Annotated in this window: 23 protein-coding genes and 2 tRNA genes; 10 read left to right on the top strand and 15 right to left on the bottom strand. The window is 64.0% G+C overall.

Annotated features, from left to right (window positions below):
• Nucleotides 1-66: 66 nt before the first annotated feature.
• The 3 genes from WN982_RS05165 to WN982_RS05175 all read left to right on the top strand — a co-directional run bounded on the left by WN982_RS05165 (nucleotide 67) and on the right by WN982_RS05175 (nucleotide 3,095).
• Nucleotides 67-1,317: an MFS transporter gene (locus WN982_RS05165; protein WP_341314697.1), complete on the top strand. Its 1,251-nt coding sequence runs from the start codon at nucleotides 67-69 to the stop codon at nucleotides 1,315-1,317.
• Nucleotides 1,317-2,396, top strand: coding sequence for a helix-turn-helix domain-containing protein (locus WN982_RS05170; protein WP_341315721.1), 1,080 nt, complete (start codon nucleotides 1,317-1,319; stop codon nucleotides 2,394-2,396). The genes WN982_RS05165 and WN982_RS05170 overlap by 1 nt, the downstream gene beginning before the upstream one ends.
• Nucleotides 2,397-2,588: 192 nt before the next feature.
• Complete coding sequence (locus WN982_RS05175) at nucleotides 2,589-3,095, top strand: acyl-CoA thioesterase (protein ID WP_028199238.1); 507 nt, start codon at nucleotides 2,589-2,591, stop codon at nucleotides 3,093-3,095.
• A gap of 103 nt (nucleotides 3,096-3,198) precedes the next feature.
• Here WN982_RS05175 and fumC read toward each other — a convergent pair whose 3' ends face one another.
• From fumC to WN982_RS05190, 3 genes are all read right to left on the bottom strand, one after another.
• Complete coding sequence (fumC, locus tag WN982_RS05180; protein WP_341314698.1) at nucleotides 3,199-4,599, bottom strand: class II fumarate hydratase; 1,401 nt, start codon at nucleotides 4,597-4,599, stop codon at nucleotides 3,199-3,201.
• Between the two features lie 1,158 nt (nucleotides 4,600-5,757).
• The gene (locus tag WN982_RS05185) at nucleotides 5,758-7,170 is read right to left on the bottom strand and encodes an MATE family efflux transporter (protein WP_341314699.1); all 1,413 of its coding nucleotides are present in this window, start codon (nucleotides 7,168-7,170) and stop codon (nucleotides 5,758-5,760) included.
• A gap of 227 nt (nucleotides 7,171-7,397) precedes the next feature.
• The gene (locus tag WN982_RS05190; protein WP_200621409.1) at nucleotides 7,398-7,616 is read right to left on the bottom strand and encodes an RNA-binding S4 domain-containing protein; all 219 of its coding nucleotides are present in this window, start codon (nucleotides 7,614-7,616) and stop codon (nucleotides 7,398-7,400) included.
• Between the two features lie 306 nt (nucleotides 7,617-7,922).
• On the opposite strand from WN982_RS05190, the gene WN982_RS05195 reads away from it, so the two are divergent.
• The gene (locus WN982_RS05195) at nucleotides 7,923-8,381 is read left to right on the top strand and encodes a hypothetical protein (protein WP_341314700.1); all 459 of its coding nucleotides are present in this window, start codon (nucleotides 7,923-7,925) and stop codon (nucleotides 8,379-8,381) included.
• A gap of 313 nt (nucleotides 8,382-8,694) precedes the next feature.
• On the top strand, nucleotides 8,695-10,824 hold the full coding sequence (locus WN982_RS05200) for an ATP-dependent helicase (protein WP_341314701.1): 2,130 nt from the start codon (nucleotides 8,695-8,697) through the stop codon (nucleotides 10,822-10,824).
• Between the two features lie 78 nt (nucleotides 10,825-10,902).
• Here the strand turns inward: WN982_RS05200 and WN982_RS05205 are convergent, their stop codons facing one another.
• From WN982_RS05205 to fdxA, 8 genes are all read right to left on the bottom strand, one after another.
• Nucleotides 10,903-11,673, bottom strand: coding sequence for a DUF4088 family protein (locus tag WN982_RS05205; protein WP_341314702.1), 771 nt, complete (start codon nucleotides 11,671-11,673; stop codon nucleotides 10,903-10,905).
• Nucleotides 11,674-11,945: 272 nt separating this feature from the next.
• Complete coding sequence (locus WN982_RS05210; RefSeq protein WP_341314703.1) at nucleotides 11,946-12,269, bottom strand: AzlD domain-containing protein; 324 nt, start codon at nucleotides 12,267-12,269, stop codon at nucleotides 11,946-11,948.
• Entirely contained in the window at nucleotides 12,266-13,093 is an 828-nt protein-coding gene (locus tag WN982_RS05215) for an AzlC family ABC transporter permease (protein ID WP_341314704.1), read from the bottom strand. Before WN982_RS05215 ends, WN982_RS05210 begins: the two co-directional genes overlap by 4 nt.
• A 194-nt stretch (nucleotides 13,094-13,287) precedes the next feature.
• Complete coding sequence (locus WN982_RS05220; RefSeq protein ID WP_341314705.1) at nucleotides 13,288-14,115, bottom strand: AraC family transcriptional regulator; 828 nt, start codon at nucleotides 14,113-14,115, stop codon at nucleotides 13,288-13,290.
• A 99-nt stretch (nucleotides 14,116-14,214) separates the two neighbouring features.
• Complete coding sequence (locus WN982_RS05225; RefSeq protein WP_341314706.1) at nucleotides 14,215-14,694, bottom strand: CreA family protein; 480 nt, start codon at nucleotides 14,692-14,694, stop codon at nucleotides 14,215-14,217.
• A 225-nt stretch (nucleotides 14,695-14,919) separates the two neighbouring features.
• Nucleotides 14,920-14,995, bottom strand: a tRNA-Asn gene (locus tag WN982_RS05230).
• A gap of 62 nt (nucleotides 14,996-15,057) precedes the next feature.
• Nucleotides 15,058-15,133, bottom strand: a tRNA-Asn gene (locus WN982_RS05235).
• A gap of 115 nt (nucleotides 15,134-15,248) precedes the next feature.
• Nucleotides 15,249-15,572: a ferredoxin FdxA gene (gene fdxA / locus WN982_RS05240; RefSeq protein WP_020069367.1), complete on the bottom strand. Its 324-nt coding sequence runs from the start codon at nucleotides 15,570-15,572 to the stop codon at nucleotides 15,249-15,251.
• Nucleotides 15,573-15,840: 268 nt separating this feature from the next.
• Here fdxA and pncB point away from each other — a divergent pair, with 268 nt between their 5' ends.
• From pncB to rmuC, 5 genes are all read left to right on the top strand, one after another.
• Entirely contained in the window at nucleotides 15,841-17,037 is a 1,197-nt protein-coding gene (gene pncB / locus WN982_RS05245) for a nicotinate phosphoribosyltransferase (RefSeq protein ID WP_341314707.1), read from the top strand.
• Nucleotides 17,038-17,164: 127 nt separating this feature from the next.
• Nucleotides 17,165-17,827 carry a lactate utilization protein C gene (locus tag WN982_RS05250; RefSeq protein ID WP_341314708.1) on the top strand — a complete coding sequence of 221 codons (663 nt, stop codon included), beginning with the start codon at nucleotides 17,165-17,167 and terminating at the stop codon, nucleotides 17,825-17,827.
• Between the two features lie 76 nt (nucleotides 17,828-17,903).
• Nucleotides 17,904-19,334, top strand: a complete 1,431-nt coding sequence (locus tag WN982_RS05255; RefSeq protein ID WP_341314709.1) for a sodium:proton antiporter — start codon at nucleotides 17,904-17,906, stop codon at nucleotides 19,332-19,334.
• A gap of 54 nt (nucleotides 19,335-19,388) precedes the next feature.
• Entirely contained in the window at nucleotides 19,389-20,378 is a 990-nt protein-coding gene (locus tag WN982_RS05260; RefSeq protein ID WP_341314710.1) for a D-glycerate dehydrogenase, read from the top strand.
• A complete protein-coding gene (gene rmuC / locus WN982_RS05265) occupies nucleotides 20,375-21,823 on the top strand; it encodes a DNA recombination protein RmuC (RefSeq protein ID WP_341314711.1) in 1,449 nt (482 codons plus the stop codon). Before WN982_RS05260 ends, rmuC begins: the two co-directional genes overlap by 4 nt.
• Nucleotides 21,824-21,842: 19 nt before the next feature.
• On the opposite strand, the gene WN982_RS05270 is transcribed toward rmuC, so the two are convergent.
• From WN982_RS05270 to mobA, 4 genes are all read right to left on the bottom strand, one after another.
• Nucleotides 21,843-22,352, bottom strand: a complete 510-nt coding sequence (locus WN982_RS05270) for a GNAT family N-acetyltransferase (RefSeq protein ID WP_341314712.1) — start codon at nucleotides 22,350-22,352, stop codon at nucleotides 21,843-21,845.
• Nucleotides 22,352-22,627, bottom strand: coding sequence for a hypothetical protein (locus WN982_RS05275; RefSeq protein WP_341314713.1), 276 nt, complete (start codon nucleotides 22,625-22,627; stop codon nucleotides 22,352-22,354). Before WN982_RS05275 ends, WN982_RS05270 begins: the two co-directional genes overlap by 1 nt.
• Nucleotides 22,628-22,691: 64 nt before the next feature.
• The gene (gene glp, locus WN982_RS05280) at nucleotides 22,692-23,993 is read right to left on the bottom strand and encodes a gephyrin-like molybdotransferase Glp (RefSeq protein WP_341314714.1); all 1,302 of its coding nucleotides are present in this window, start codon (nucleotides 23,991-23,993) and stop codon (nucleotides 22,692-22,694) included.
• 74 nt (nucleotides 23,994-24,067) lie between these two features.
• Nucleotides 24,068-24,682 (bottom strand): molybdenum cofactor guanylyltransferase MobA, encoded by a 615-nt coding sequence (gene mobA / locus WN982_RS05285; RefSeq protein WP_341314715.1) that lies wholly within the window; start codon nucleotides 24,680-24,682, stop codon nucleotides 24,068-24,070.
• Nucleotides 24,683-24,688 lie beyond the last annotated feature (6 nt).

Raw genomic sequence — 24,688 nt, forward strand, 5'->3', positions numbered from 1 at the left:
ATTTCTGCCACCACCGGCCGTGTGACGATTCAGGCATCGCCACTTCCGCCGCCCGAGGCTCGACCGATGCCGCCATCCGCTGCCACTTTTTTCGCCGCTGACGCCGGCTCCCGTCATTCCGATCCGCACGGCCGGCGCGCCGCGCGCGTGCTGGCGGTTTGCCAGGCGCTGTACACCTCATCCGTTTCAATCGATCTGACCTTGACCGGCCTCGTCGGCTATACGCTCGCCGACGACAAGGCGTTCGCGACGCTGCCGTTTTCGCTGATCACCGTCGCCGCCGCGCTGACCACGATCTTCGCGTCGTTCCTGATGGCGCGTATTGGCCGGCGCGCGGGCTTCATGCTTGGCGCGGGCGTCGGCGCGCTGGGCGGCATGGTTTCGGTGTGGGCGATCTTTCATCACAGTTTCTGGGCGTTCTGCGCCGGTACGGCAACGGTCGGCGTGTTTCAGGCGTTCGCGCAGTACTACCGGCTGGCGGCCGCCGATGCCGTCGGCATCGACGGTAAAAGCCGTGCGATTTCGACGGTGCTCACCGGCGGCGTGGTGGCCGCCGTCTGCGGGCCGCTGCTGGCGGCGTGGAGTAAGGACTGGCTTGCGCCAGTCGCGTTCGCAGGCTCCTATGCGCTCGTCACCGGCTTCGGCCTTGCGTCGATTGTGTTGCTGGCGCTGCTATATCGCGACGCCGCGCCGTCCGTGAGTGCGACGATGACTCACGAGCCCGCGCGGCCGCTCCGCGAGATCGTCCGTCAGCCGATCTTCGCCGCAGCGCTCGCCAACAATGCGCTCGGCTACGCGGTCATGATGTTCGTGATGACCGCGACGCCGATTGCCGCGGTCGCGTGTGGCCACACGATCGGCGACGGCGCGGCGATCATTCAATGGCATCTGGTCGGCATGTTCGCGCCGTCGCTGTTTTCCGCGCGACTGATCAAGCGCTTCGGCGTGCTGCCGGTGATCGGCGCGGGGATCGCGCTGTCGGCGCTGTGCGGGGTGTTCGCGTTGCGTTCGACCGATCTGCCGCACTTCTATGTGGCACTCGCGTGCCTCGGCGTGGGCTGGAATTTCATGTTTGTCGGCGGCACGACGCTGCTCGCCCAATCGTATCGTCCGTCCGAGCGCGCCAAGACGCAGGCGACCAGCGAATTCACGACCTTTGCGTTTTCCGCGCTGGGTTCGCTATCCGCCGGGCAATTGCTCGCGCACTTCGGCTGGGCGACGATCAACGCGGCGATTTTTCCGCTACTGGGTCTGGCGGCGCTCGCGACGCTTGGGTATGCGTGGTCGTGTAAGCGCTCGGCGGCGGTGCTTTCATGATGCCCGTTCGCCACATTGTCTTTGCGGTCGCGCCTGAGCTCGTGCTGCTCGACGCGAGCGGACCGCTCGAAGCGTTCTGCCGCGCCGAACTGACCGTTGCCGCAGCCGTCTCTGCCGAATCGGGCGGCAAGCCCGCGGCGCCGGTGGCCTACCGCACCACCGTCGCGTCGATCGACGGCGGCGTGCTGCAAACCTTTCCCGGCTTGCCGGTCGTCACCGAGCGCCTCGACTCGCTCGACGACCAGGTTATCGACACGCTGATCGTCCCCGGCATCCCGATCGACGAACACAGCACCTTGCAACCGGAACTCGTCGCGTGGATCAAGCGCCGCGCGCCGCAGGTGCGCCGCGTCTGCTCGGTGTGCACCGGCGCCTTCTATCTCGCGGCAGCGGGCCTGCTCGACGGCCGCCGCGCGACCACCCATTGGCGCAACGCGGCAAACCTCGCGCGCCGCTTCCCCAAAGTTCACGTCGATGCCGATCCGATCTTCATTCGCGACGAGCGTGAAAGCACGGATCAGGGTGTGGGCGGCGTGATCTGGACGTCGGCGGGCGTCACGGCAGGCATCGATCTGGCTCTCGCGCTGATCGAAGAAGACGTGGGCCATGCGGTCGCGATGCAGGCGGCGCGGCGTCTCGTCGTGTTCATGAAGCGGCCTGGCGGCCAGTCGCAATTCAGCGCGGCGCTGGCGGCGCAGGCATCGGCGGGCGGCCCGTTCGAGGCGCTGCATAGCTGGATGGCGGCGCATTTGCGCGATGATCTGTCGGTCGAGCGGCTGGCCGATCTCGCGCAGATGAGTCCGCGCACTTTCGCGCGGCGCTACGTCGACGAGGTCGGCCGCACGCCGGCCAAAACCGTGTCAGCGCTGCGGCTGGAGGCGGCCTCGCAAGCGCTGGCGGAGTCGCGCCGGCCGCTCAAGCGGATCGCGCTCGACTGTGGCTTCGGCAGCGAACAGAACTTGCGGCGCGCGTTTGTGCGGCGTTTCGGCGTGCTGCCGCTCGATTACCGGGAGCGCTTTGCGTCGGTGGTCGTGCCGCCGCGCGCGCAGGCTTCGGCGGCGATGCGAACGACGAGTTGAGCGGCGATGCGGGTGACGATTCAGGCCGCAACGTGAGCCGGATCAGGCGAAAGCTGACCGAAAGCATCGCGTCGAAGAGGCAGGACCCAAAGCAGCCACCCACGCGCAGCAAGTCCGCCCATCTCGCGACGAAGTCAATATTGCGCTCGTATAATCGGCTCCTTTCAATGCATCCGATTGACCGGAGTCAAGATGAGCACCCCTGCCTTAGCGCCGTTGGACCGTTCCGAAACCACCTTCCGCTTTCTCGCCGAGCCCAGCTCGGTTAACTTCGGCGGCAAGGTGCACGGCGGCGCCTTGATGAAGTGGATCGACGAGACTGCGTATGCGTGCTCGGCGGTGTGGTCGGGGCGCTATTGCGTGACGGTCAGCGTCGGCAACATCCGGTTTCGCCGACCGATTCTGGTCGGCAATCTGGTCGAACTGCGCGCCCGGGTTGTCGCGACGGGCCGCACCAGCATGCATATCCACGTGTCCGTGCAAGCGGGCGATCCGAAGGGCGGCGAGCTGCTGCAAACCACGGATTGCCTCGTCGTCATGGTCGCCGTCAACGAAAACGGCCACCCCGTGCCGGTGCCCGCGTTCGTGCCGGAGACAGATGAACAGAAGCGTCTGGCGAAGTACGCGATGGACGTGAAGGAAGCGCTCGACGCGATCGTCGAACTCAAGCCGGAAGAAGTGGCACAGGGGAAGGTTTAAGCGTCGCTTCGGATATCACAGGCATTACAGGCGTCACGGGCAGGCCGCGCGATGAGTCTGTTCGCGCAGCCCGCCAGCAAGCTCACAGCGGCATTCGACTCGATCAGGCCGCCGGGTGCCCGACCATATCTTTCGGCCGCACCCATTCGTCGAACTGCTGCTCGGTGACGAAGCCGAGCGCAAGCGCCGCCGCCTTCAGCGTCGTGCCTTCCTTGTGCGCTTTCTTTGCAATCTTCGCGGCTTTGTCGTAGCCGATGTGCGGATTGAGCGCCGTCACCAGCATCAGCGATTCGTTAAGCAAAGTATCGATACGCTCGCGATTCGGCTCGATCCCCACCGCGCAGTTGTCGTTGAAACTGTGTGCGCCGTCGGCAAGCAAACGGATCGATTGCAGCACGTTGTGCGCGATCATCGGCCTGAATACGTTCAACTCGAAGTTGCCGCTCGCGCCGCCGATATTCACCGCGACGTCGTTGCCGAACACTTGCGCGCATAGCATCGTCAATGCTTCGGACTGGGTCGGATTGACCTTGCCAGGCATGATCGAGCTGCCCGGTTCGTTCTCCGGAATCGACAGCTCGCCGAGGCCGCAACGCGGGCCGCTCGAGAGCCAGCGGATATCGTTGGCGATCTTGTTCAGGCTCGTGGCCACCGTTTTCAACGCGCCGTGCGCGAACACCAGCGCGTCGGCTGCGGCCATCACTTCGAATTTGTTCGCCGCCGATATGAACGGCACGCCGGTCAGCCTGGCGATCGCTGCGGCGACCTTGTCCGCGAACTGCGGATGCGCGTTCAAACCGGTGCCGACCGCCGTGCCGCCCTGCGCGAGTTCGTACAGATGCGGCAATGCCGATTCGACATGACGGATGCCCTGATCGAGTTGCGCGACATACCCTGAAAACTCCTGGCCGAGCGTGAGCGGCGTCGCGTCCTGCAAGTGGGTGCGGCCGATCTTGACGATGTCGGCGAACGCGTTCGCTTTACCGTCGAGCGTGTCGCGCAGGACTTTAAGCGCGGGCAGCAGATGTTTGACGATTCCATAGGCGGCGGCCACGTGCATGGCGGTTGGAAACACGTCGTTCGACGACTGGCCGCGATTCACGTCGTCGTTCGGATGCACTTTGCGCGCTTCGCCGCGCTCGCCGCCGAGCAGCTCACTCGCGCGATTCGCGATCACCTCGTTGAGGTTCATGTTGGTCTGCGTGCCGGAGCCGGTTTGCCAGACCGCGAGCGGGAATTCGTCCGGATGCTTGCCGTCGATGATTTCGTCGGCGGCCTGCATGATCGCCTTTGCTTTGCTCTCGTCGAGCACGCCGAGGTCCAGGTTCACTTCGGCGGCGGCGCGCTTGATCACGGCCAGAGCGGTGATCAGTTCGGGGGATTGCTTCTCGGTCGAAATGCGGAAATTCTGCAACGAGCGCTGCGTTTGTGCGCCCCAAAGCCGAGCGTTTGGTACGGCGATTTCGCCGAACGTGTCGCGCTCCAATCGTACGTCTTCAGTCATGGTTCAACTCCGCTTCTCAAAGTTGTGCGTTGACAGGCAATAAGGAGAATAGTCCCGTTGGCGCATTCCCGTAAAAACCCGCTGTGGTGCTGCGTTGTTTGGTTTTGGTTTTGATGCTGCGGCACGATGGGGGCTTCCTTGTTTGCCTTCGCGGCGCTCTATTTGTTTGTGTGCCTGCGGCGTTGGCCTTTCCTTGATTTCTTAGTCGTCTATTAGCGTCGCCCCTGTGCGGGGCAGGCACTTACTTTCTTTGCCGCCGCAAAGAAAGTAAGCAAAGAAAGCGGCTTCACACCGCTAATTCTTAAGCGGGTCCCTCGGCTTGGAGGAGGTAGTGGAGCATCTGGAATCAGTGTTCTCGCACATTTTGCGTGAGTGACAAGGCAGTCATACTTCCGGCGGCGCTGCGCGCGCCGTAGCGGTACTTCCCAACACCGATGGGGCGTGTGCGCCTTCGGCATCATCCTTCCCGCCTCGCACTGCGTGCTCGCGGGAACTGTCTGCAAGGGAAACCAGTGACTTCGTTTGCGGGCGGTGGGGGCCATCGGCTTCGCCTCGGCGAAGTACGCGAATGTGCGAGTGTGGGCCATCTGACGGAGCGAGGAGCCGGTGCGACAGTGAGGATTGGCGTTGCAACGGTGGGTCACCGCGCCAGACAAAACGCGAGCGCCTCGGCGAGGCATGGGGGGACGCAAGGGCGAGCCACCGCGCCGCGCAAAACGTTGACGCGAAATTGGCGAGCGGTTTGATGAAGTACCGCGTCGGCGCGCGCAGCGCCGCCGGAAGAATGACTGCCTTGTCACCAGCGCCGAATGTGCGAGAACACCGATTCCAGATGCTCCACTGCCTCCTCCAAGCCAGGGGACCCGCTTAAGGGTTAGCGGTGTGAAGCCGCTTTCTTTGCTTACTTTCTTTGCGGCGGCGCCCCGAAGGAAGTCCACTTGGTGGGCAAAGAAAGTAAGTGCCTGCCCCGCACAGGGGCGAAGCTAATAGACCACTAACAAATCAAGGAAAGGCCAACACCGCAGGCACACAGACACAACCCGCCGGGAGGGCAAAAAAACCTTCCCCCATCACCCGCATTCAGCGTTCAACCTCCCAGAGCGGAAATAAACGGATAACGCGGGCAAGCACGACGGGTGGCTCCCTGGTTCTGTTAGCTCACGCAGACTGGGCGGGCGGCGCGGCAGGCGTGGCCGGCACGCGCCGCAAGCTCAGCTTGTGAAAGCGCAGCGTCATCAATAGCGCGACACTGGCGAGGCCCGCCGCGAGTCCCCACCACAGGCCGCGTGCGCCGAGGCCGAAGTGAAACGCCAGCGTGTAGCCGGTCGGAAAGCCGATCACCCAATAACCGAACGACGCGGCGATCATCGGCACGCGCGTGTCCTTCAAGCCGCGCAGGCAGCCGGAGCCGACCGTCTGCATGCCGTCGACGATCTGGAAGATCGCAGCCACGCCGAGCAGCGAACTGGCAAGTGCGACCGTCGCGGCGTTGGCCGGGTCGTCGAGATGCAGATACAGGCCGACGATCCAGTGCGGCGCTGCGATCAGCACGATGCCCGACAGCGTCATGAAGCCGACGCCGAGCGCCAGCGCGACAAAACCCGCATGCCGCGCGGCGAGCGGCTGGCCGGCGCCGGACCAGAAACCGACCCGCACATTGGCCGCCTGGCCGATCGCGAGCGGCACCATGAAGGCCACGGAGGCAACGTTCAACGCGATCTGATGCGCGGCCAGTTGCGATTCGCCGAGCAACCCGACCATCAAGCCGGTTGCGAGGAACAACGTCGATTCGACACCGTAGGTGATCGCCACCGGCCAGCCGATGCCGAATAGTTCGCCCATCAACGGCACGTTCGGCCGCGTCGCGACGACGAAATGTTTATAGCGTGGCCGCAGATGCAGCAGCGCCATCAACACCAGCGCGCTCAGCCAGACCGTGATCGTGGTGGCCGCCGCCGAGCCAAGAAAGCCGAGGCGCGGCAGGCCATAGGCGCCGTGGATCAGCCCGTAGTTGAGAAAGCCGTTCACGAATACGCTCGCGAGCGACACCCCCAGCAGCCGCCTGGCCGCGCCGATCGCAGGCAGGAACGAGCGCATCAAGCCGACGCCGATCAGACTGCCGAGCGAGCCCCAGCGCAGGACCGCCGCGTATTCGCCGACGTTGTGCGCGAGCAGCGCGGGCTCGCCGAACGCCAGCAGGATCGGCTTGGCGAACGACAGCAGGAAGAACGCCGGCACCGACAACAGCACCGACAGTACGAAGCCGGTCCAGTAGATATGCGGTACGCGGCCCTCGTCCTGCGCGCCGCGCGCGTGCGACACGCTCACGCTGACCGAGGTCAGCACGCCTTGCAGCAGTGTGACCACGACAAAGAAGAGGTTGGCGCCGAGGCCGCCGGCGGCGAGCGCGTCGGGACCGAGCGAGCCGAGCAGGATCGTGTCGGTCACGCCCATCGCCATTTGCGAGAGCTGTGCGATGGCGAGCGGTGCGGCGAGACGGGCGGTGTCGGCGGCGTGACGGGTCAGGGTCGGCGGCCGGGCGGCCACCCGGGAGAAGCCGGATTGATTCATTGAGCGCTTAACGGCGGAAGTGGCGACGGACCGACGGTGAGCGCGACCGGGGCGATGACCGCGGCGCCACACGGGATGGTCACCGGGCGCGCAGGGTCGCTGTCAGCTAACTGTTTGTCTGTCGAAACCCACAGCTTATTGCCTGAGCGCGGCAATGTCGATGGAGCAGGCACGATTTTGGTGCGCACGCGGACTCCGGATTCTCGGGGTGCCGCGCTCCCCACGCATCAAGCTTCGTGCACCGCGATCCGCGTATCGCCGAGCAGCACCACCTGACCCGCGCGAATTTTGCAGGTTTTACGCGTTTCGACCCGGCCGTCGACGGTCACCGCGCCATCCGCGACCATCATTTTTGCCGAGCCGCCGCTGTCCGCAAGGCCCGTTATCTTCAGGAGACTGTGCAGTTCGACGTAGTCGCCGGTCAGTGTGAAATCGAGGTTGGGCATGGCGTTTGCGCCTTCAGGCAAAGGGTTCGCATCATAAGCCAGAAGCTTGCCCTGGATCGAAGTCCATGCGCACATCCAGTCGCGCGCAGGCAATTGCAAGCAGATGTTATGCACCTGTCAGAAAATGAAACGTTCCGTAACACTGGGTGTTTTTCACGAACTTCACTCTGAAAGGGCAGGTCTGTAGAAAAACCTGCTGGATTTTTCCCGCATTTTTCCAGTGGCCAGCAGACCGGGCGAGGCATGCATCGACGCGTCACGCCAGACACGACGCCCGTGTCCTGACAACCTTAGAGAGGAATAATCATGACCCAGATTCGTACGCTCCTGATCGGTACCGCCCTCACTGCCTTTGCCGCGACCGCCGCTGTCGCGCAAACCGCCGCGCAACCGGCCGCCGGCATGTCCGGCCAGGCACAGGTCCAGACCCAAGGCGCCGATCTCGCGCCCGCAGCGCCTGCCGCGCAGGGCGTGCAGCCGGCAACGCCGGCGCCCACCCGTGTGACGGCGCCGGGTTCGACCGATCCGCTGGTTCAGAAGCGCGACGCCGATGCGCAGGCTAATGCCGAATACCGGGCGCAGAAGAAGTCGTCGAAGGCCGAGCTGAAGGAACAGCAAAAGGCTGCCAGGTCGCAATACAACCAACAGGTGCGTAATGCCAAGATCAACCAGAAGGCGGACAAGCAGGCCGCCAACAACGAAATGAAGATGAACATGCAAGGCCAGGCAGCCGATCAGGATAACGGCGCAGATGTGAAGCACTAACGAAGCGCCAGGCACGCTGTGCTGAGGCTCTGACGGTCTGGCGCCGCGCCTCAAGAAGACGCTTGCGCCGCAGAAGCGATAGGCATCAGTCGAAGGGGGCGAGCGTCTTGTACCCTCGCTGCAAAAAATGGTCCGGTGCGCGCCCGCGCCCGGGCCATTTTTTTGCGCCGTCCCTTGCGTTCTAGCGCGGCGCCGCGGCCGAGGAGTAGCCGCAAAAAAAGGGTCGCTTGCCGGCCTGGGTTGTATGGATATACAGTATGCGTCGCCTGTTCTTTAACTGGTTTCACGCCACCACACCTGCGCCCAATCCACTGTGCCCACCGTCGCCGAATCCCCGCCGCCGTTCGATGCCGCCGCCTGGCTGGCCAAGCTCAACGACGCGCAACGCGAAGCAGTCGAGTACGGCGCCGGCACGCCCAACGAGCCGCCGGGCGCGTTGCTGGTGATAGCGGGCGCGGGCTCGGGCAAGACCAATACGCTGGCGCACCGGGTCGCCAATCTGGTGGTCAAGGGCGCCGATCCGCGCCGCATCCTCCTGCTGACGTTCTCACGCCGCGCCGCGCTCGAAATGACCCGCCGCGTTACGCGCATCGCCGGTGCGGCGCTTGGCACGCGCGCCGCGCTGGCGCAGGGGCTGACGTGGTCCGGCACCTTTCACAGCGTCGGCGCGCGGCTGTTGCGCGAGTACGCGGATCTGATCGGCCTCGCGCCGGCCTTCACGATCAACGACCGCGAGGATTCAGCCGACCTGATGAATCTCGTGCGCCACGAACTCGGCTTGTCGGCGAAAGAGCGGCGCTTCCCGGCGAAGGGCACGTGCTTCGCGATCTACTCGCGCGTCGTGAACACCGGCGCGTCGCTCAGCGACGTGCTCAACCACGCGTTTGCCTGGTGCCGGGAGTGGGAAGCCGATCTGCGCATGCTGTTCGCCGCCTACGTCGATGCCAAGCAGAAGCAGAGCGTGCTCGACTACGACGATTTGCTGCTCTACTGGTCGCATATGGCCGCCGAGCCGTCGATCGCGGCGGATCTGTCGGCGCGCTTCGATCACGTGCTGGTCGACGAGTATCAGGACACCAACCGCTTGCAGGCGTCGATCCTGCTCGCCTTGAAGCCCGATGGCCGCGGGCTGACGGTGGTCGGCGACGACGCCCAGTCGATCTATTCGTTTCGCGGCGCGACGGTACGCAACATTCTCGATTTCCCCGCGCACTTCAATCCGCCCGCCAAACAGGTCACGCTCGAGCGCAATTACCGTTCGACCGGGCCGATTCTGGCGGCGTCGAACGCGGTGATCGAACTCGCCAGCGAGCGCTACACGAAGAATCTTTGGACCGACAAGGCCTCGGCTCAGCGCCCGCGTCTGGTGACGGTCGCCGACGAAGCGGATCAGGCCCGCTACATCGTCGAACAGGTGCTCGAAGCGCGCGAGCAGGGCATGAAGCTCAAGACGCAGGCGGTGCTGTTTCGTGCCGCGCATCACAGCGCCGCGCTCGAAATCGAACTGACCCGGCGTAATATTCCGTTCGTGAAATTCGGCGGCCTGAAGTTTCTCGATTCGGTGCACGTCAAGGATGTGCTGGCGGTGCTGCGCTGGGCGGAGAATCCGCGCGACCGCGTCGCTGGTTTTCGCGTCGTGCAATTGCTGCCGGGCGTCGGGCCGGCCACTGCGGCGAAGGTGCTCGACGAGGTTGTCGCGCGCGCCGGCGCCGGCAATCCGGTGGATACCGCCGGCGGTGCGCTGGCTGCGTTCGCGCCGCCCGCTCGCGCGCAGGAAGACTGGCATTCGTTCGTGAAGCTCATGTCGAGCGTGTACGGTCGGCAGACACCCTGGCCGGCCGAGTTCGACATGGTGCGGCGCTGGTACGAGCCGCATCTCGAGCGCAACCACGAGGACGCGGCGATCCGTCACGCGGACGTGTTGCAGATGGAAAGCATCGCGGGCACGTACCCGTCGCGCGAACGCTTTCTGACCGAATTGACGCTCGATCCGCCCGATGCCACCAGCGACGAATCCGGCGTGCCGCTGATCGACGAGGACTACCTGATCCTGTCGACAATCCATTCGGCGAAGGGGCAGGAGTGGCGCAACGTGTTCGTGCTGAACGGCGTCGACGGTTGCATTCCGTCCGATCTCGGCACCGGCAGCGAAGAGGAAATCGACGAGGAGCGTCGCCTGTTATACGTGGCGATGACGCGCGCGAAGGAAGACCTGCATATCGTCGTGCCGCAGCGTTTTTACGTGCACAACCAGACGCATATGGGTGACCGTCATGTGTGGGCATCGCGTACACGCTTTATTCCGGCGCATTTGATGCCGCTGTTCGACGCCTACGCATGGCCGCGTGTGCCGGTGCCGAGCGCGCCGACAGCGGCGGGGCTGGCCGCGGCTGCGCAGGCGAAGATCGAGATTGGGGCGAAACTCAGGAAGATGTGGGACTGACGCGGTTCGGCGGCGTTCGAAGCCGCACGTTGTGCGGCCTCCCGGCTGCTAAAGCCACTCCGGCCACCCTGGCGGCCGTTAGCGCGACTGCCTTTGCTGCTGCTGTTGCGGCGCCGGATGCGGCGGCACGAAGAAATTGCGCAGCCATGCGGCGAGGCGCGAGAACACGTCGTACGGCTCTTCGACGAAGATTTCCGGCTTCAGCAAACGCAGATACTCCATGATCTGCTGCGCTTCCTGCTTCTGGAACGAGCCGTGTGAAATGCCCAGGCGCAGCAGCCCGCGCAGTTCGCCGAGCTTTTCGCGCGCAGTGCTGCCCACGCTCGTTTCGCACGCCACCTTGGCTTCGTACACGCGCTGCCGCAGCGATTCCACCAGCCGCCAGGCCGGCGTCTGCATGATTTCCTCGAGCGCCTGAATGTCCTGCGCGGCGCTCTTGATCTGCGCCGCCAGCGGATCGATCAGCACGGCGTCGCCTTCCGCTTCCTTGACGATCGCGGCCGCCCAGTCGCGGCACTGCTTTGCCAGCTCTTCCGGCGTCCATTCCGAACGTGCCGCAAAGCCGAAGCCGAACTCGCCCGCCTGCCGCATCAGGATCGCGACGACGTCCGGGAATTCCTTGTCGAGCGTGCGTTTTGCCCACGCGTACTGTCCACCCTGCAACATCCGCTGCACCGCGTGTTCGGTCAGCGGCACCATATTGTCGAGCAGCTTGGCGCGCAAAAAGTCCTCAAACGACGGCGTCGCGAACTGCGGATCGAGCTTTAGCGACACCCGCAGAAAAGCGTCGAAGTCCTTGCGCAGCGTCGCAATGGTCTCGTCTTTGAGTGTGAGGGTGATTTGACCCATGTGTTATCCCGTTTGGTCCTGCCGCGCTGCATCGTCATGCCGTCCGTTCGCACACGGACCCCGTGAGACGCGACGCCAATGCCGGCGCGGTTGATTCCTGCCTGTTGCCGCGTAACCAGCGGGACGCATCCCGACGAGCGGACCTCGACTTTATAACGGCGGATTCAGGGAAAACTTAAGGGTGCGGGGACGATCGGCGGCGGCTTTAGAGGGATGCGTCGCTACCGCGCGCGGGGCGCTGGCGCCTATGCCGCCTTCGACGCCCTGTGCGCTTATTTAAGCACGACGCACTGCCAGACAAAAAAGACCGTCAGGCCGACTGCGATGGTCAGAAGCGGCCGCCGCGTCAGCGCGCTGACGATGATGGCGGCCAGCGCCCCGACCAGTTGCGGATTGCGCCAGGTCAACTCGGCGCCGTTGGCGTGCGGCGAGACGGCCATCGGCACGATGATCGCCGTCAGCACGGTGACCGGCACGAAACCGAGCGCGGTGCGCAGGAGCGGCGGAAACACCAGCCGGTCGCCGAGCACGAAGACGGCGGCGCGGATCACCCACGTGATGACCGCCATACCGAGGATCAGAACGACGTAGTTCATTGCGACGCCTCCGCGGTTTCCTGCGAGGCTCCTTGCGAGATTTTCCGCGGGACTTCCCGCGAGGTTTCGCGCGGATTTTCGCGATTACCCCGCGTGCCTCGCACAAGTCGCGGCGCCGACAGCAAGACACCGATTGCCACGCCCGCGAACACCGCGCCGAGCAAGCCGAGCTTGTACGGCCACGCTTGCCAGAAGAAGGCCAGCGTGCCGGCAGTAACGGCCGCCGCGATATAGCGCAGCGCGACGAGTTGCGGCACGACGATTGCGATGAAAGTGGCGACCATCGCGAAATCGAGCCCGAGCGATTGCAAGCCCGGAAAGGCCGCGCCGAACAGCAGGCCGGCGACGGTCCAGAGCTGCCAGTTCAGATACATGGCCAGACCCGCGCCAAAGAAATAGTGCGGGCCGACCGTGCCCGGCGTGCGATGCCGGTAGTGCTCCCACGCGACCGCAAAGACTTCGTCGGTGAGCAGCGCGCCGAGCGCCCAGCGCCAGCGTACCGGCAGATGCGCGACGTGCGGCGCGAGCGTCGCGCTGTACAGTACATGACGCAAATTGACGACCAGGGTGGTCGCCCAGATCACCGCAAAGCTGGCGTGGCCGGCGATCAGGCCGAGCGCGATGAACTGGGCGGAGCCGGCAAACACGACCAGCGACATCAACTGGCCATGCCATAGATGTAGCGGGCCGGATGCGACCAGTGTGCCGAAGATCACGCCGAACGGCGCCGCGCCGACCATCATCGGGATGATGTCGCGCGCGCCGGCGGAGAATTCTTTTAAGTGGCCTGCGCTCGAGGGCTGGCCTGGGTTGGGATGGGTCAATCTTGCCTCCTTGATTCGGGAAGCATAGCGAGCGGTTCCGATCCGGGCTTGTACGTTCTTGCGGTAAGGCAGTCAGAAGCGAAGACGCACGGTAGGGGAGCCAGAAGCGCGTCCAAAGCTAACGGTGGCTACGCGGGTCGACGGCATGGCAAACCAGCTGTGACAGGCATTTCGCCGCGCCAGCCGGTGTTGCCTCAAGTTCCCTGCCAGCGTCCGGGCGGCACGCCGAACATGCGCCGGAAATGCCGCGTGAAATGGCTCTGGTCCGTGAAGCCGCTGGCCGCGGCGACATCCGTGACGGAAACGCCGGCGCGCAACGGCGCCAGCGCACGTTGCAAGCGCACCTGGTTGCGCCACGCATGCGGCGGCAGGCCGGTAGTCTGCGCAAAAAGGCGCGCCGCGTGAAATGGCGAGAGTCCCGCCGCCTGCGCGACTTCGGCGAGTGTGACCGGTACCGCAAGGTCGCCGGTCAAGCACTCTTTCATGGTCGCCACGCGGGCGTCGTCCGTAGCGACGCGCGACGGTTCCGGCTGCGTTTGCGAGTAGCGGACCAGCAGCGTGGACAAAGCGTCGAGCATCGCGGCTTCGGCGGCAAGCGGATCGTCGCCGGCCTCCAGCAAACGATGTGCGCGCGCCAGCCGCTGCGCCAGATCGGGATCGCGGATCACGCCCGGCGCAAACCACGGCAAGGCTTGCGGCCGGCCGGCAACTTCATTGGCGAGCGCGTGAATGAACTCGACCGGCGCGTACATCACGCGATATCGCCAGCCCGCCTCGACCGCCTTCGAACCGGTGTGCAACTCGCCAGGATTGATGATCGGCACGCTGCCCGCTTCGGCGACATAATCCGCGCCGCGATATCGATAGCCCTCGGCACCCGCGACGATCACCGGAATCGTGTATGCGTCGTGCCAATGCGGCGTGAACTCGTGATCGTGATATTCGGCCGTGAGCAGGTCCGCGCCGGGCAAAAGCGGCGTGCGCCAGTAGCGTGCGGAATCCTGGAAGCGATGGGCGGTCATGATCGAAGTCCAACGGGACCAGTCAGTTTAGCGCGCTGTGGCCGCTGCCGGTGCGTTTGCCAATGCGTCCGCCCGGTGCGCTTTGCCGTAGAGCGGCGATCACTTCAGCGGAATCGTGGTGCCGGCCGGCATCGGCACGGCGGTCACGCTGTTTTTCGCGCTGCCGGTAGCGATACGATCGCTGTAGGTCAGATAGACAAGCGTATTGCGCTTCGCGTCGACCACGCGCACCACGTGCAGCGACTTGAAAATCAGCGACATGCTCACGGAGAACACATCGGATTGCTGCTTCACGGGTCCGGTAAAGCGAATCGTGCCGACCTGCCGGCAGGCGATCGACGCTTCGGTCGGATCTTCGGCGATGCCAAGCGTGCCCTTGATGCCGCCGGTGCGCGCCCGCGACACATAGCAGGTCACGCCGGTCACGACCGGGTCGTCATAGGCTTCGACGACCACGCGATCTGAGCCCGTCACGCGAAAGTTGGTATTGACGCTGCCGACTTCTTCGCTGTGTGCGAGCGGCAATAACAGGGCGCAGGCGGTGGCCGCAAGCGAGACACGCAACAAGGTGGATTTCATCGGATTGCCAGGAATGAACGCGAGAGTTAGGTGCGCGGGCTAGACACGAGACGCGCACGGAGAAACGCCATCGTATAACGGCGTGCCGGTCAGAGGGCGGGGGCGAACGATATAGGCCGTTCGCCGCCCTTGCATCAAGACTTAAGCGAGTAACCGTCCTCCCGGGACATTCGATCCGGCGAACCAAAATAAAAAGGCCCGCACGGATGCGGGCCTTCGAAATTTTGGCTCCTCGACCTGGGCTCGAACCAGGGACCTACGGATTAACAGTCCGGCGCTCTACCGACTGAGCTATCGAGGAACAGCAGTACAACTTGATCTACATAAAAAAGCCCGTCTTGGTTAACGGGCTTTTGCAATTCTTGGCTCCTCGACCTGGGCTCGAACCAGGGACCTACGGATTAACAGTCCGGCGCTCTACCGACTGAGCTATCGAGGAACAGAACAACAACAGCAGAGAAGCGAAATTGTAGGAGGTGACAAAGCGCCTGTCAATACCCTGCGTTCATCTCGATTTGATTCGAATGCAACGGCGGGGGGACGGGCCGCGCCGCTCAGCGTGCGAGCAGGGCGAGCTTTTCCTTCACGTCCTTGAATTCGTCGGCTTCCGGCAGTGGCGCCTTGGTCTTGGTGATGCTCGGCCAGTTCTTCGCCAGATCGGCATTCAGCTCGATGAAATTCTGCTGGTCGCCCGGCACGTCTTCTTCGGCATAAATGGCGTTCACCGGGCATTCGGCAACGCACACAGCGCAGTCGATGCATTCGTCGGGGTCAATCGCGAGGAAGTTGGGACCTTCGCGAAAGCAGTCCACCGGGCACACATCGACGCAGTCGGTATAGCGGCACTTGATGCAGCTTTCGGTCACAACGTGAGTCATTCAAGCAGCTCCTGCATGCGGAATCAGGGAAGGCGGAAACGCCAAAAGCGATATTGTAACGTAACGTCAAGAGGCGCATACGGCATCGAGCAATGGCGTTTATATGTTTTCGTGATTAGTTTATGGCGTCCGGCGCAACGGCCCGCCGGCGCGCTGAATCCGGGCGCATTCGGGTAACATGCGTCAGGTCGGTGCGCACGGGGTGCGCCGCACGGGCGTGGGGTTGAGTCAGGCCTTCCGTTTTTTCTGCAGTCCAGTTCGCACCATCATGATTATTACTTCGTTGCTCGATACCGATCTGTACAAGTTCACGATGATGCAAGTGGTGTTGCATCACTTTCCCGCGGCGAACGTGGAGTATCGGTTCCGCTGCCGCACGCCGAACGTCGACCTCGTACCGTATATCGGCGAGATTCGCGATGAAGTGAGCAAGCTCTGCGAACTGCGCTTTACCGACGACGAGCTCGATTACCTGCGGCGCATGCGCTTCATCAAGGGTGACTTCATCGAGTTTCTCGCGCTGTTTCATCTGAACGAGAAATACATTTCGATCGAACCGTCGCCGAAGGGTAATGGTGAAATCGACATCGAGATCAAGGGGCCGTGGCTGCACACGATCCTGTTCGAGATCCCGATGCTCGCGATCGTCAACGAGGTCTATTTCCGCAACACGCAGCAAAAGCCAGACTACAGCGAAGGGCGTGGCCGTCTCGTCGAAAAGATCAAGCTGCTGGGCGCGCGCCCGGAATTCGCCGACTGCAAGATCGCCGACTACGGCACGCGCCGCCGCTTCTCCAAGCAGTGGCACGAAGAAGTGATCCTCACGCTGAAAGACGGTTTGGGCGAGCAATTCGCCGGTACCAGCAACGTCTTCTATGCGATGAAGCACGGCCTCACGCCGCTCGGCACGATGGCGCATGAATACCTGCAGGCGTGCCAGGCACTTGGACCGCGGCTGCGCGATTCGCAGACCTTCGGCTTCGAAATGTGGGCGAAGGAGTATCGCGGCGACCTGGGGATTGCGCTCTCGGACGTGTACGGTATGCAGGCCTTTCTGCGCGACTTCGACATGTACTTCTGCAAGCTGTTCGACGGCGCGCGCCACGATTCCGGCGATCCGTTCGACTGGGGCGAGCGCCTGCTCAAGCACTACGAGGCGAACCGGTGCGACCCGCGCACCAAGATCCTCGTGTTCTCCGACGCGCTCGACATTCCTAAGGTGTTGCAACTGTACGAGCGTTTTCGTGGCCGCTGCAAGCTGGCATTCGGCGTAGGAACCAATCTTACCAACGACCTTGGCTATAACCCTTTGCAGATCGTCATCAAGATGGTCCGTTGCAATGGTCAGCCGGTGGCCAAGCTGTCGGATTCGCCGGGCAAGAACATGTGCGACGACAAGGCGTATCTCGCGTATTTGCGTCAGGTGTTCGGCATTGCGCAGCCTGACGAAGAGGCCGCGAAGTAACACGGCTAACAGCGTGACTAACGCATGCGATACGCTGGGATTGGCCGCTCGGCCAGGGTGTTCGCGCGCAGGGCGGCCGGTATAATCCTCGTCACATCGCACGGCTGTCGACACGAGGATCTCGCATATGGACACATCGATTGCCCGCCGCAACATCCTGGCGCGTATCCGCGCGGCGCAAGGGCGTGAGCCTGAACCGTCTGCGTCCGAGCGCGAGGCGGCCGCCGATTATCTCGCGCGGCATCCGCAAGGCCCGCGTCCGGAGATGCCGGCCGATCTGACCGAGCGCTTCATCGAAGAAGCGCAGAAGATGGCGACCACCGTCGATACGGTCGAAACACTGAGCGAGGTGCCCGCCGCCGCGCATCGCTACCTCACGCAACACGCATTGCCCACGCAGGCGATTGCATGGCAAACGCTGCAAGACCTGCTATGGACCGAAGCCGGTCTCACCGTCGAATTTCGCAAGCCGAAAGACGGCGACGTGGTCGGCCTCACCGGCTGCTTCTGTGCAACCGCCGAGACCGGCACGCTGGTCCTGTTGTCCGGGCCGCAAACCTATGCTTCGGCAGGTTTGCTGCCCGAAACGCACATTGCGATCGTGCCGGCTTCGCGGATCGTCTCAGGACATGAAGAGGCGTTCAACCTGATTCGCAGCGAGCGCGGCGAACTGCCGCGTGCGGTCAATTTCGTCTCGGGGCCGTCGCGCACCGGCGATATCGAACAGACCATCGTGCTCGGTGCGCATGGACCTTATCGGGTGCATGTGATCGTCGTACGTGGCGCCTGAGCGGCGCGAGCGTCGGCGTCTCACGCTTCACTGTCGTTGCGCGCGCGGCCGCCATCAATAACAAGGACTTGCTGATATGAAACGACATGCCGTGTGGGCGAGCATGGTGCTCGCCGCTGCACTGGCGCTGGCGGGGTGGCCTCAACTGGCGTCGGCGGCTACGCTCGACGGCGCGACGTTGTCGGCGCTGTGGGGTTTGCCGTTTGCCGGCGTGCTGCTGTCGATCGCGGTGTTTCCGCTGATCGTGCCGGCCTTCTGGCATCACCATTTCGGCAAGATCGCGGCGGCGTGGGCGCTGGTGTTTCTGGTGCCGTTTGCGCTGACGTTCGGCGCGGGCGTCGCATTTGGCACGCTGGTGCACGCGCTTCTCGAAGAATACGTGCCGTTCATCGTGCTGCTGGCCGCGCTCTACACGGTGGCGGGCGGTATCTGCGTGCGCGGCAATCTGCATGGCACGCCGCGTTTGAACACGGCGATTCTCGCGCTCGGCACCGTGCTCGCCAGCATCATGGGCACGACCGGCGCGGCGATGCTGCTGATCCGCCCATTGCTGCGCGCCAACGACAACCGCAAGCACGTCGTGCACGTGGTGGTGTTCTTCATCTTTCTGGTGGCGAACGCGGGCGGCTCGCTATCGCCGCTCGGCGACCCGCCGCTCTTTCTCGGCTTCCTGCAGGGCGTCAGCTTCTTCTGGACCACCACGCATCTGGCGTTGCCAATGCTGTTCGTTTGCGCCGTGCTGCTCGTGGCGTTCTATGCGCTCGACTCGTACTATTTTCATCGGGTCGAGGAAGAGCGTTCACGCTTTCTCGACCCGACGCCTGATTCGCCGCCTCTCGGCATAGACGGCAAGGTCAATTTCCTGCTTCTCGCCGCGGTGATCGCGTTGGTGCTGATGAGCGGGCTCTGGAAGCCGGGCGTCGAGTTCGACGTGTTCGGCACGCACGTCGCCTTGCAGAATGCCGTGCGCGACGCCGCGCTGATCGGCATCACCTTGCTCTCGCTGGCGTTGACACCGCGTGCGGCGCGCGCGGGCAATGACTTCAATTGGGCGCCGATCAAAGAGGTCGCCAAACTGTTCGCCGGCATCTTCGTGACGATCGCGCCGGTCATCACGATTTTGCGTGCCGGCGAGGCGGGCGCGTTCGCGGGCATCGTCCATCTGCTCAACGATTCCGCCGGCCAGCCACACGACGCGATGTACTTCTGGGCGACCGGCCTGCTATCGTCGTTTCTCGACAATGCGCCGACCTACCTGGTGTTCTTCAACCTGGCCGGCGGCGACGCGCAGACGTTGATGACCACCGGCGCCACGACGCTCGCGGCGATTTCGGCCGGCGCGGTGTTCATGGGTGCGAACAGCTATATCGGCAACGCGCCGAACTTCATGGTGAAAGCGATTGCGGAATCGCGCGGCGTTCGCATGCCGAGTTTTTTTGCGTATCTTGGCTGGTCCGGCGCGGTGCTGATGCCGCTCTTTCTCGTCACCGGCTGGCTGTTTTTCTGACGTTGTTTTTGACGCCGAGGCAATTGAACTCGACGCGCTATTCGGAGAATTGCAATGCAGAAGATCCTTGTCGCCCGTCCGATCTTTCCCGATGTGATCGAACGGCTCAAACAGTATTTCGACGTCGACTGGAACCAGGGCGACGTGTTGTCCGCCGACGAGTTGACGCGCCGTCTCGCGGATAAAGACGGCGCGCTGACTGCAGGCGATCCGGTCGGCCCGGCAGAACTCGCTGCGGCGCCGCGTCTGCGGGCGGTGTCGAACATGGCGGTGGGCTACAACAACTTCGACATGGCGGCGTTCAACGCGGCCAACGTGCTCGGCACCAACACGCCGGACGTGCTGAACGAATCGACCGCCGATTTCGGCTGGGCGCTGATGATGGCGGCGGCGCGCCGCATCGCCGAATCGGAACACTGGTTGCGCGCGGGCAAATGGCAGAAGTGGGCGTACGACGGCTTTCTCGGCACGGATCTGTACGGCTCGACGCTCGGCGTGGTCGGTATGGGCCGGATCGGCCAGGCGCTGGCCCGTCGCGCGAAAGGCTTCAACATGCAGGTGATCTACCACAACCGTTCGCGTGTCGCGCCGGAGATCGAAGCGGAGTTGAGCGCGGAATACGTGTCCAAGCAAGACCTGCTGCGGCGCGCCGATCACGTGGTGCTCGTATTGCCCTATACGAAGGAAAACCATCACACCATCGGCGCGGCCGAACTCGCGCAGATGAAGCCGACTGCAACGCTCACCAACATCGCGCGCGGCGGCATTGTCGACGACGCGGCGCTGGTCGAGGCGCTACGCACCAGGCAGATTGCTGCGGCTGGTCTGGATGTCTATGAAGGCGAGCCGAATCTGAATCCCGCTTTGCTGACCGTGCCGAATGTCGTGCTGACGCCGCACATTGCCAGCGCGACCGAAGCGACGCGCCGCGCCATGGCGAACCTCGCCGCCGACAACCTGATCGCGGCGCTGGGTGAGGGCCCGCGCGCCGGACGTCCGCCGAATCCGATCAACCCCGAGGTGATCGGCAAGGCGCGTTCATGACAATGATTCTGGCGGCGGCCGTGGCAGTGCTGGCGGTCGCATTGGTCATCGCGTTGGCGTTGCTGATGCGCGGCAATAGCCGCGCTGATGAAAATGAGCAGTTCGAGGTGCTCGGCGAGCGCATCGACGCCGCGGCAGCAACGCAGTCGCACGCTTACGAGCGGCTCGAACGGCAACTGCGCAATGACATCACCGAGACGGCGCGCGTGTCGCGTACCGAGTTGGGCAGCGGCTTCGCGCAGTTTCAACAAACGCTGGCGTCGCAGTTCAGCAGTATGACGACGGTGCAAGGCAGCAAGATCGACGGCTTCGCGCAGCAGCTCGACGCGGTGCGTCACAGCCTGCAACAGCAGGCGCAACAGGCGCGCGACGAACAAGGCCGAACGCTCAAGCAGTTCGGCGAGACACTGACCTTGCAATTGGGTCAGCTCACGGAGGCAAACGATCGCCGCTTCGCCGAAGTGCGCGCCACCATCGAGCAGCGGCTGAAAGACATCGAGGCGAACAATTCGACCAAGCTCGAAGAAATGCGCCGCACCGTCGACGAAAAGTTGCACGCAACGCTGGAGCAGCGCCTCGGCGAATCGTTCAAGCAGGTGTCCGACCGGTTGGAGCAGGTGCATCGCGGCCTGGGTGAAATGCAGACGCTGGCTGCCGGCGTCGGCGATCTGAAGAAGGTGCTGACCAACGTCAAGACGCGCGGCACATGGGGCGAGGTGCAGCTCGAAGCGTTGCTCGAACAACTGCTCACCGCGGATCAATACGCGAAGAATGTCGCGACCGTGCCGAAGAGCGCCGATCGCGTCGAATTCGCGATCAAGTTGCCGGGCCGCGCTGAGACGGGCGGCGCGGCCACGCCGGTCTGGTTGCCGATCGACGCCAAGTTCCCACGCGAAGACTACGAGCGCTTGATCGAAGCGCAGGAACGCGCCGATCCGGTCGCGGTGGAGGATGCGTCGCGCGCGCTCGAAGCACGGATTCGCGCCGAGGCGCGCACGATTGCGGAGAAGTATGTGTCGCCGCCGCACACCACCGATTTCGCGCTGCTGTTCCTGCCAACCGAAGGCCTATACGCGGAAATCCTGCGGCGGCCGGGCCTGACCGACCTGCTGCAACGCGACTATCGCGTGACGATTGCCGGTCCGACCACGCTGACCGCGTTGCTCAACAGCTTGCAGATGGGCTTCCGCACGCTCGCGATCGAGAAGCGTTCGAGCGAGGTGTGGCAGGTGCTCGGCGCGGTCAAGACGGAGTTCGGCAAATTCGGCGACGTGCTGGCAAAGACCAAGGCGCAGCTGGAAACCGTCACCCGTTCGATTGAAGCCGCGGAAACGCGTACCCGTGCGATGAACCGCAAGCTGCGCGACGTCGAGGCGTTGCCGGGTGAAGAGGCGAGCGGGGTGCTCGGCGATGCGCTGTCAGGCGTGGATCCCGACGAGCAGTAGAGTGGCTTGGTTCAGTGACTTAGTTCGAGGCAGTGCCGGTGCCTGCCGCAGAGGTGGCGGCCAATTGTTCGAGCGCATCGCCCGCCAGCCGTACGACGCGCCAATCCGGCATGACCATCGCACCCATCTTCTCGTAGAAGCTGATGGCCTGCTGGTTCCAGTCGAGCACGGTCCATTCAAAGCGTCCGCACTGCCGCTCGACTGCCAGCGCTGCCAGCCGGGCGAGCAGCGCAGTGCCGAGGCCGCTGCCGCGTTGGCTCGGTTGCACGTAGAGGTCCTCGAGATACAGGCCACGCTTGCCGACGAAACTCGAGTAATTGTGGAAGAACAGCGCATAGCCGACGATGCGTCCTTCGTCTTCCGCAACCAGCGCTTCGATCGATGGCCGCACGCCGAATAGCGCATCGCGCAGACCGTCTTCGGTCGCGACAAATACGTGCGTGAGGCTTTCGAATTCTGCCAGCTCGTACGTCAGCGCGAAGATCGCGCCGGCGTCCGCTGGCGTCGCGCTGCGAATCGTCGCGGTCATTACGCTTCTTCCGGCGCGTCGGTCAGCTGGATTTCAATGCCACCGAAGCGCGATGCGACCCAGTTGTACGCGTGGCACGCAATCCACAACAGGATGAAACCGAGGATCGCGTTCAGCAGCAGCGCGCTGAACACCGTGCTCAGTTCAACCTTGCCGTAGCGCACGAACGCGACCAGCACGCCGAGCAGCACGATCGGCACCGAGAACGTCAGGTACACGAGGATGAGTGCTTTGGCCGTCTGTCCCGGTGCAATGAACGAGATCTGTTTTTTCATGTATGTCAAACCCGTATGTCGTAGTAGTGGTGGGTAATGTGGCTAATGCGAGGCAAATCAGGCGTTAGATAAGACCATCGAACAGCATGATATCGACGCGTTCACCCTCGGCAATATCCGCTTCGTCGTGCCCAAGTACGATGAAACAATTCGCTTCGCTCATCGAGCTCAGCACGCCGGAGCTTTGCGAGCCGGTCGGCGTGACGTGCCATTGACCGTTCGCGCCCTGTTCGGCCACGCCGCGCTGGTATTCAGTGCGGCCCGCGCGTTTACGGATTGCCCGGCGGCTCGCAGCATGAATGAGCGGCAGCGCTTGCGGCGTCGCGCCGGACATCCGCAGCAGCGCCTCGCGCACGATTTGATAGAACGTCACCATGACCGCGACCGGATTGCCCGGTAAGCCGAAGAATAGCGCAGGCAGCCCGAGACCCGGATGCGCGCCGGACCAGACGCGGCCGAAAGCGAGCGGCCGGCCCGGACGCATCGCCAGACTCCAGAAGGCGACATCGCCGAATGTCTGCAGCAACTGCTTGGTGAAATCCGCTTCGCCGACCGAGACGCCGCCGGAGGTCAGCACCACGTCCGCGCTGGCAGCGGCGCTGCGTAACGCGGCTTCGAGCGCGGCAGGCTGGTCGCGCACCACGCCCAGATCGAGCGTGTCCACGTTCAGGCGCCGGAGCATCGCATACAGCGTGTAGCGATTGCTGTCGTACACCGAGCCCGGGTCGAGCGGCTCGCCGAGCGAGCGCAATTCGTCGCCGGTCGAGAAGAAGGCGACACGCAAACGCCGCCGCACGCTGAGCTCGCCGATACCGAGCGACGCCAGCAAGCCGAGATCCGATGCGCGCATGATACGGCCGGCTCGCAGCGCCGCATGACCGCGAGCAAGGTCTTCACCTGCGAGGCGCCGGTTGGCGCCGGCTGACAGGGCGTTCGCAGCGAAACGGATGGTCGCGGTGCCGCTGCCGCGCTCGACGAGCTCCTGCGGCACGACGGTATCGCAATCGGCCGGCATGCAGGCGCCTGTCATCACGTGCACGCATTGCGCCGCCTCGACGCGGCCCGCGAACGGATGGCCCGCCAAGGCCTTGCCAACGATGGTCAGGTCGACCGTGGACGCACCGGTTGCCAGCGCCGCGCGGTTGAACGCGTAGCCGTCCATTGCCGAGTTGTCGTGCGCGGGGACGTTGATCGGCGACACGATGTCGGCGGCCAGCACGCGGTCGAGTGCGTCGCGCAGCGGCACGCGTTCGATTGCCGTGACCGGCGTGGCCCACTCGCGGACGATCGCCTGGGCGGCCGAAACGGGTAGCGCGTGGGGATCGTACTGCGCGACGCAGCGGGAAAATTCGTTAAGCGTAGTCATGAAGAGCTAGACGTCGCGACCGGAGGCGGGACCGGTATTTGCCATACGGCCGGAGCAGGATTTCAACCGGGGCCTCAACAACGTTCGAGGTCGGCGAGTTCTTGTAACGAATTGATATTGTAAAACGCGCGCTCGTCGGTAAAGGCGACTTCCACCGTCTTGTGGCGCGCGTACCACGCGCGAACCTTCCGTTCACCGGCTTCCAGAAAGGCCGACAGGTCGTCGGCCAGACTCGTGCGCAACAACGCGAACACCGGATGGAGCGAGACGTTGCCCTCGGCATCCGCGGTGGTGACGGTGGCCAGGTCGGCCTGGTTGGTGTCGAGGGCGTGCGCGAGGCGGGCGGCGAGGTCGGCGGGCAACCCCGGCGTGTCGCACGGTGCGCTCAGAACATACGGAGTGTTGGCCGCGCGCAACCCGGCGAGCAGGCCTGCCAGGGGTCCCGGAAAGCCGGGCAGGGTATCGGCAACGACCTTGGCGCCGAACGCTGCACCGAGTGCGGTGTAGGCGTCGGCGTGGCGATTGGCGCTGATGAGCAGGGCGCCAGTCTGCGGCGCGATTCGTTTCAGCACATGAGAAGCGAGCGGCTCGCCGTGCAGCAGTTGCAGCCCCTTGTCGACGCCGCCCATACGCATGCCGCGTCCGCCCGCGAGGACCAGACCGGTGATGTGTTCGCGCGCTGGACTCATGCGTCC

This window comes from Paraburkholderia sp. IMGN_8, from assembly GCF_038050405.1.
Classification (GTDB): Bacteria; Pseudomonadota; Gammaproteobacteria; order Burkholderiales; family Burkholderiaceae; genus Paraburkholderia.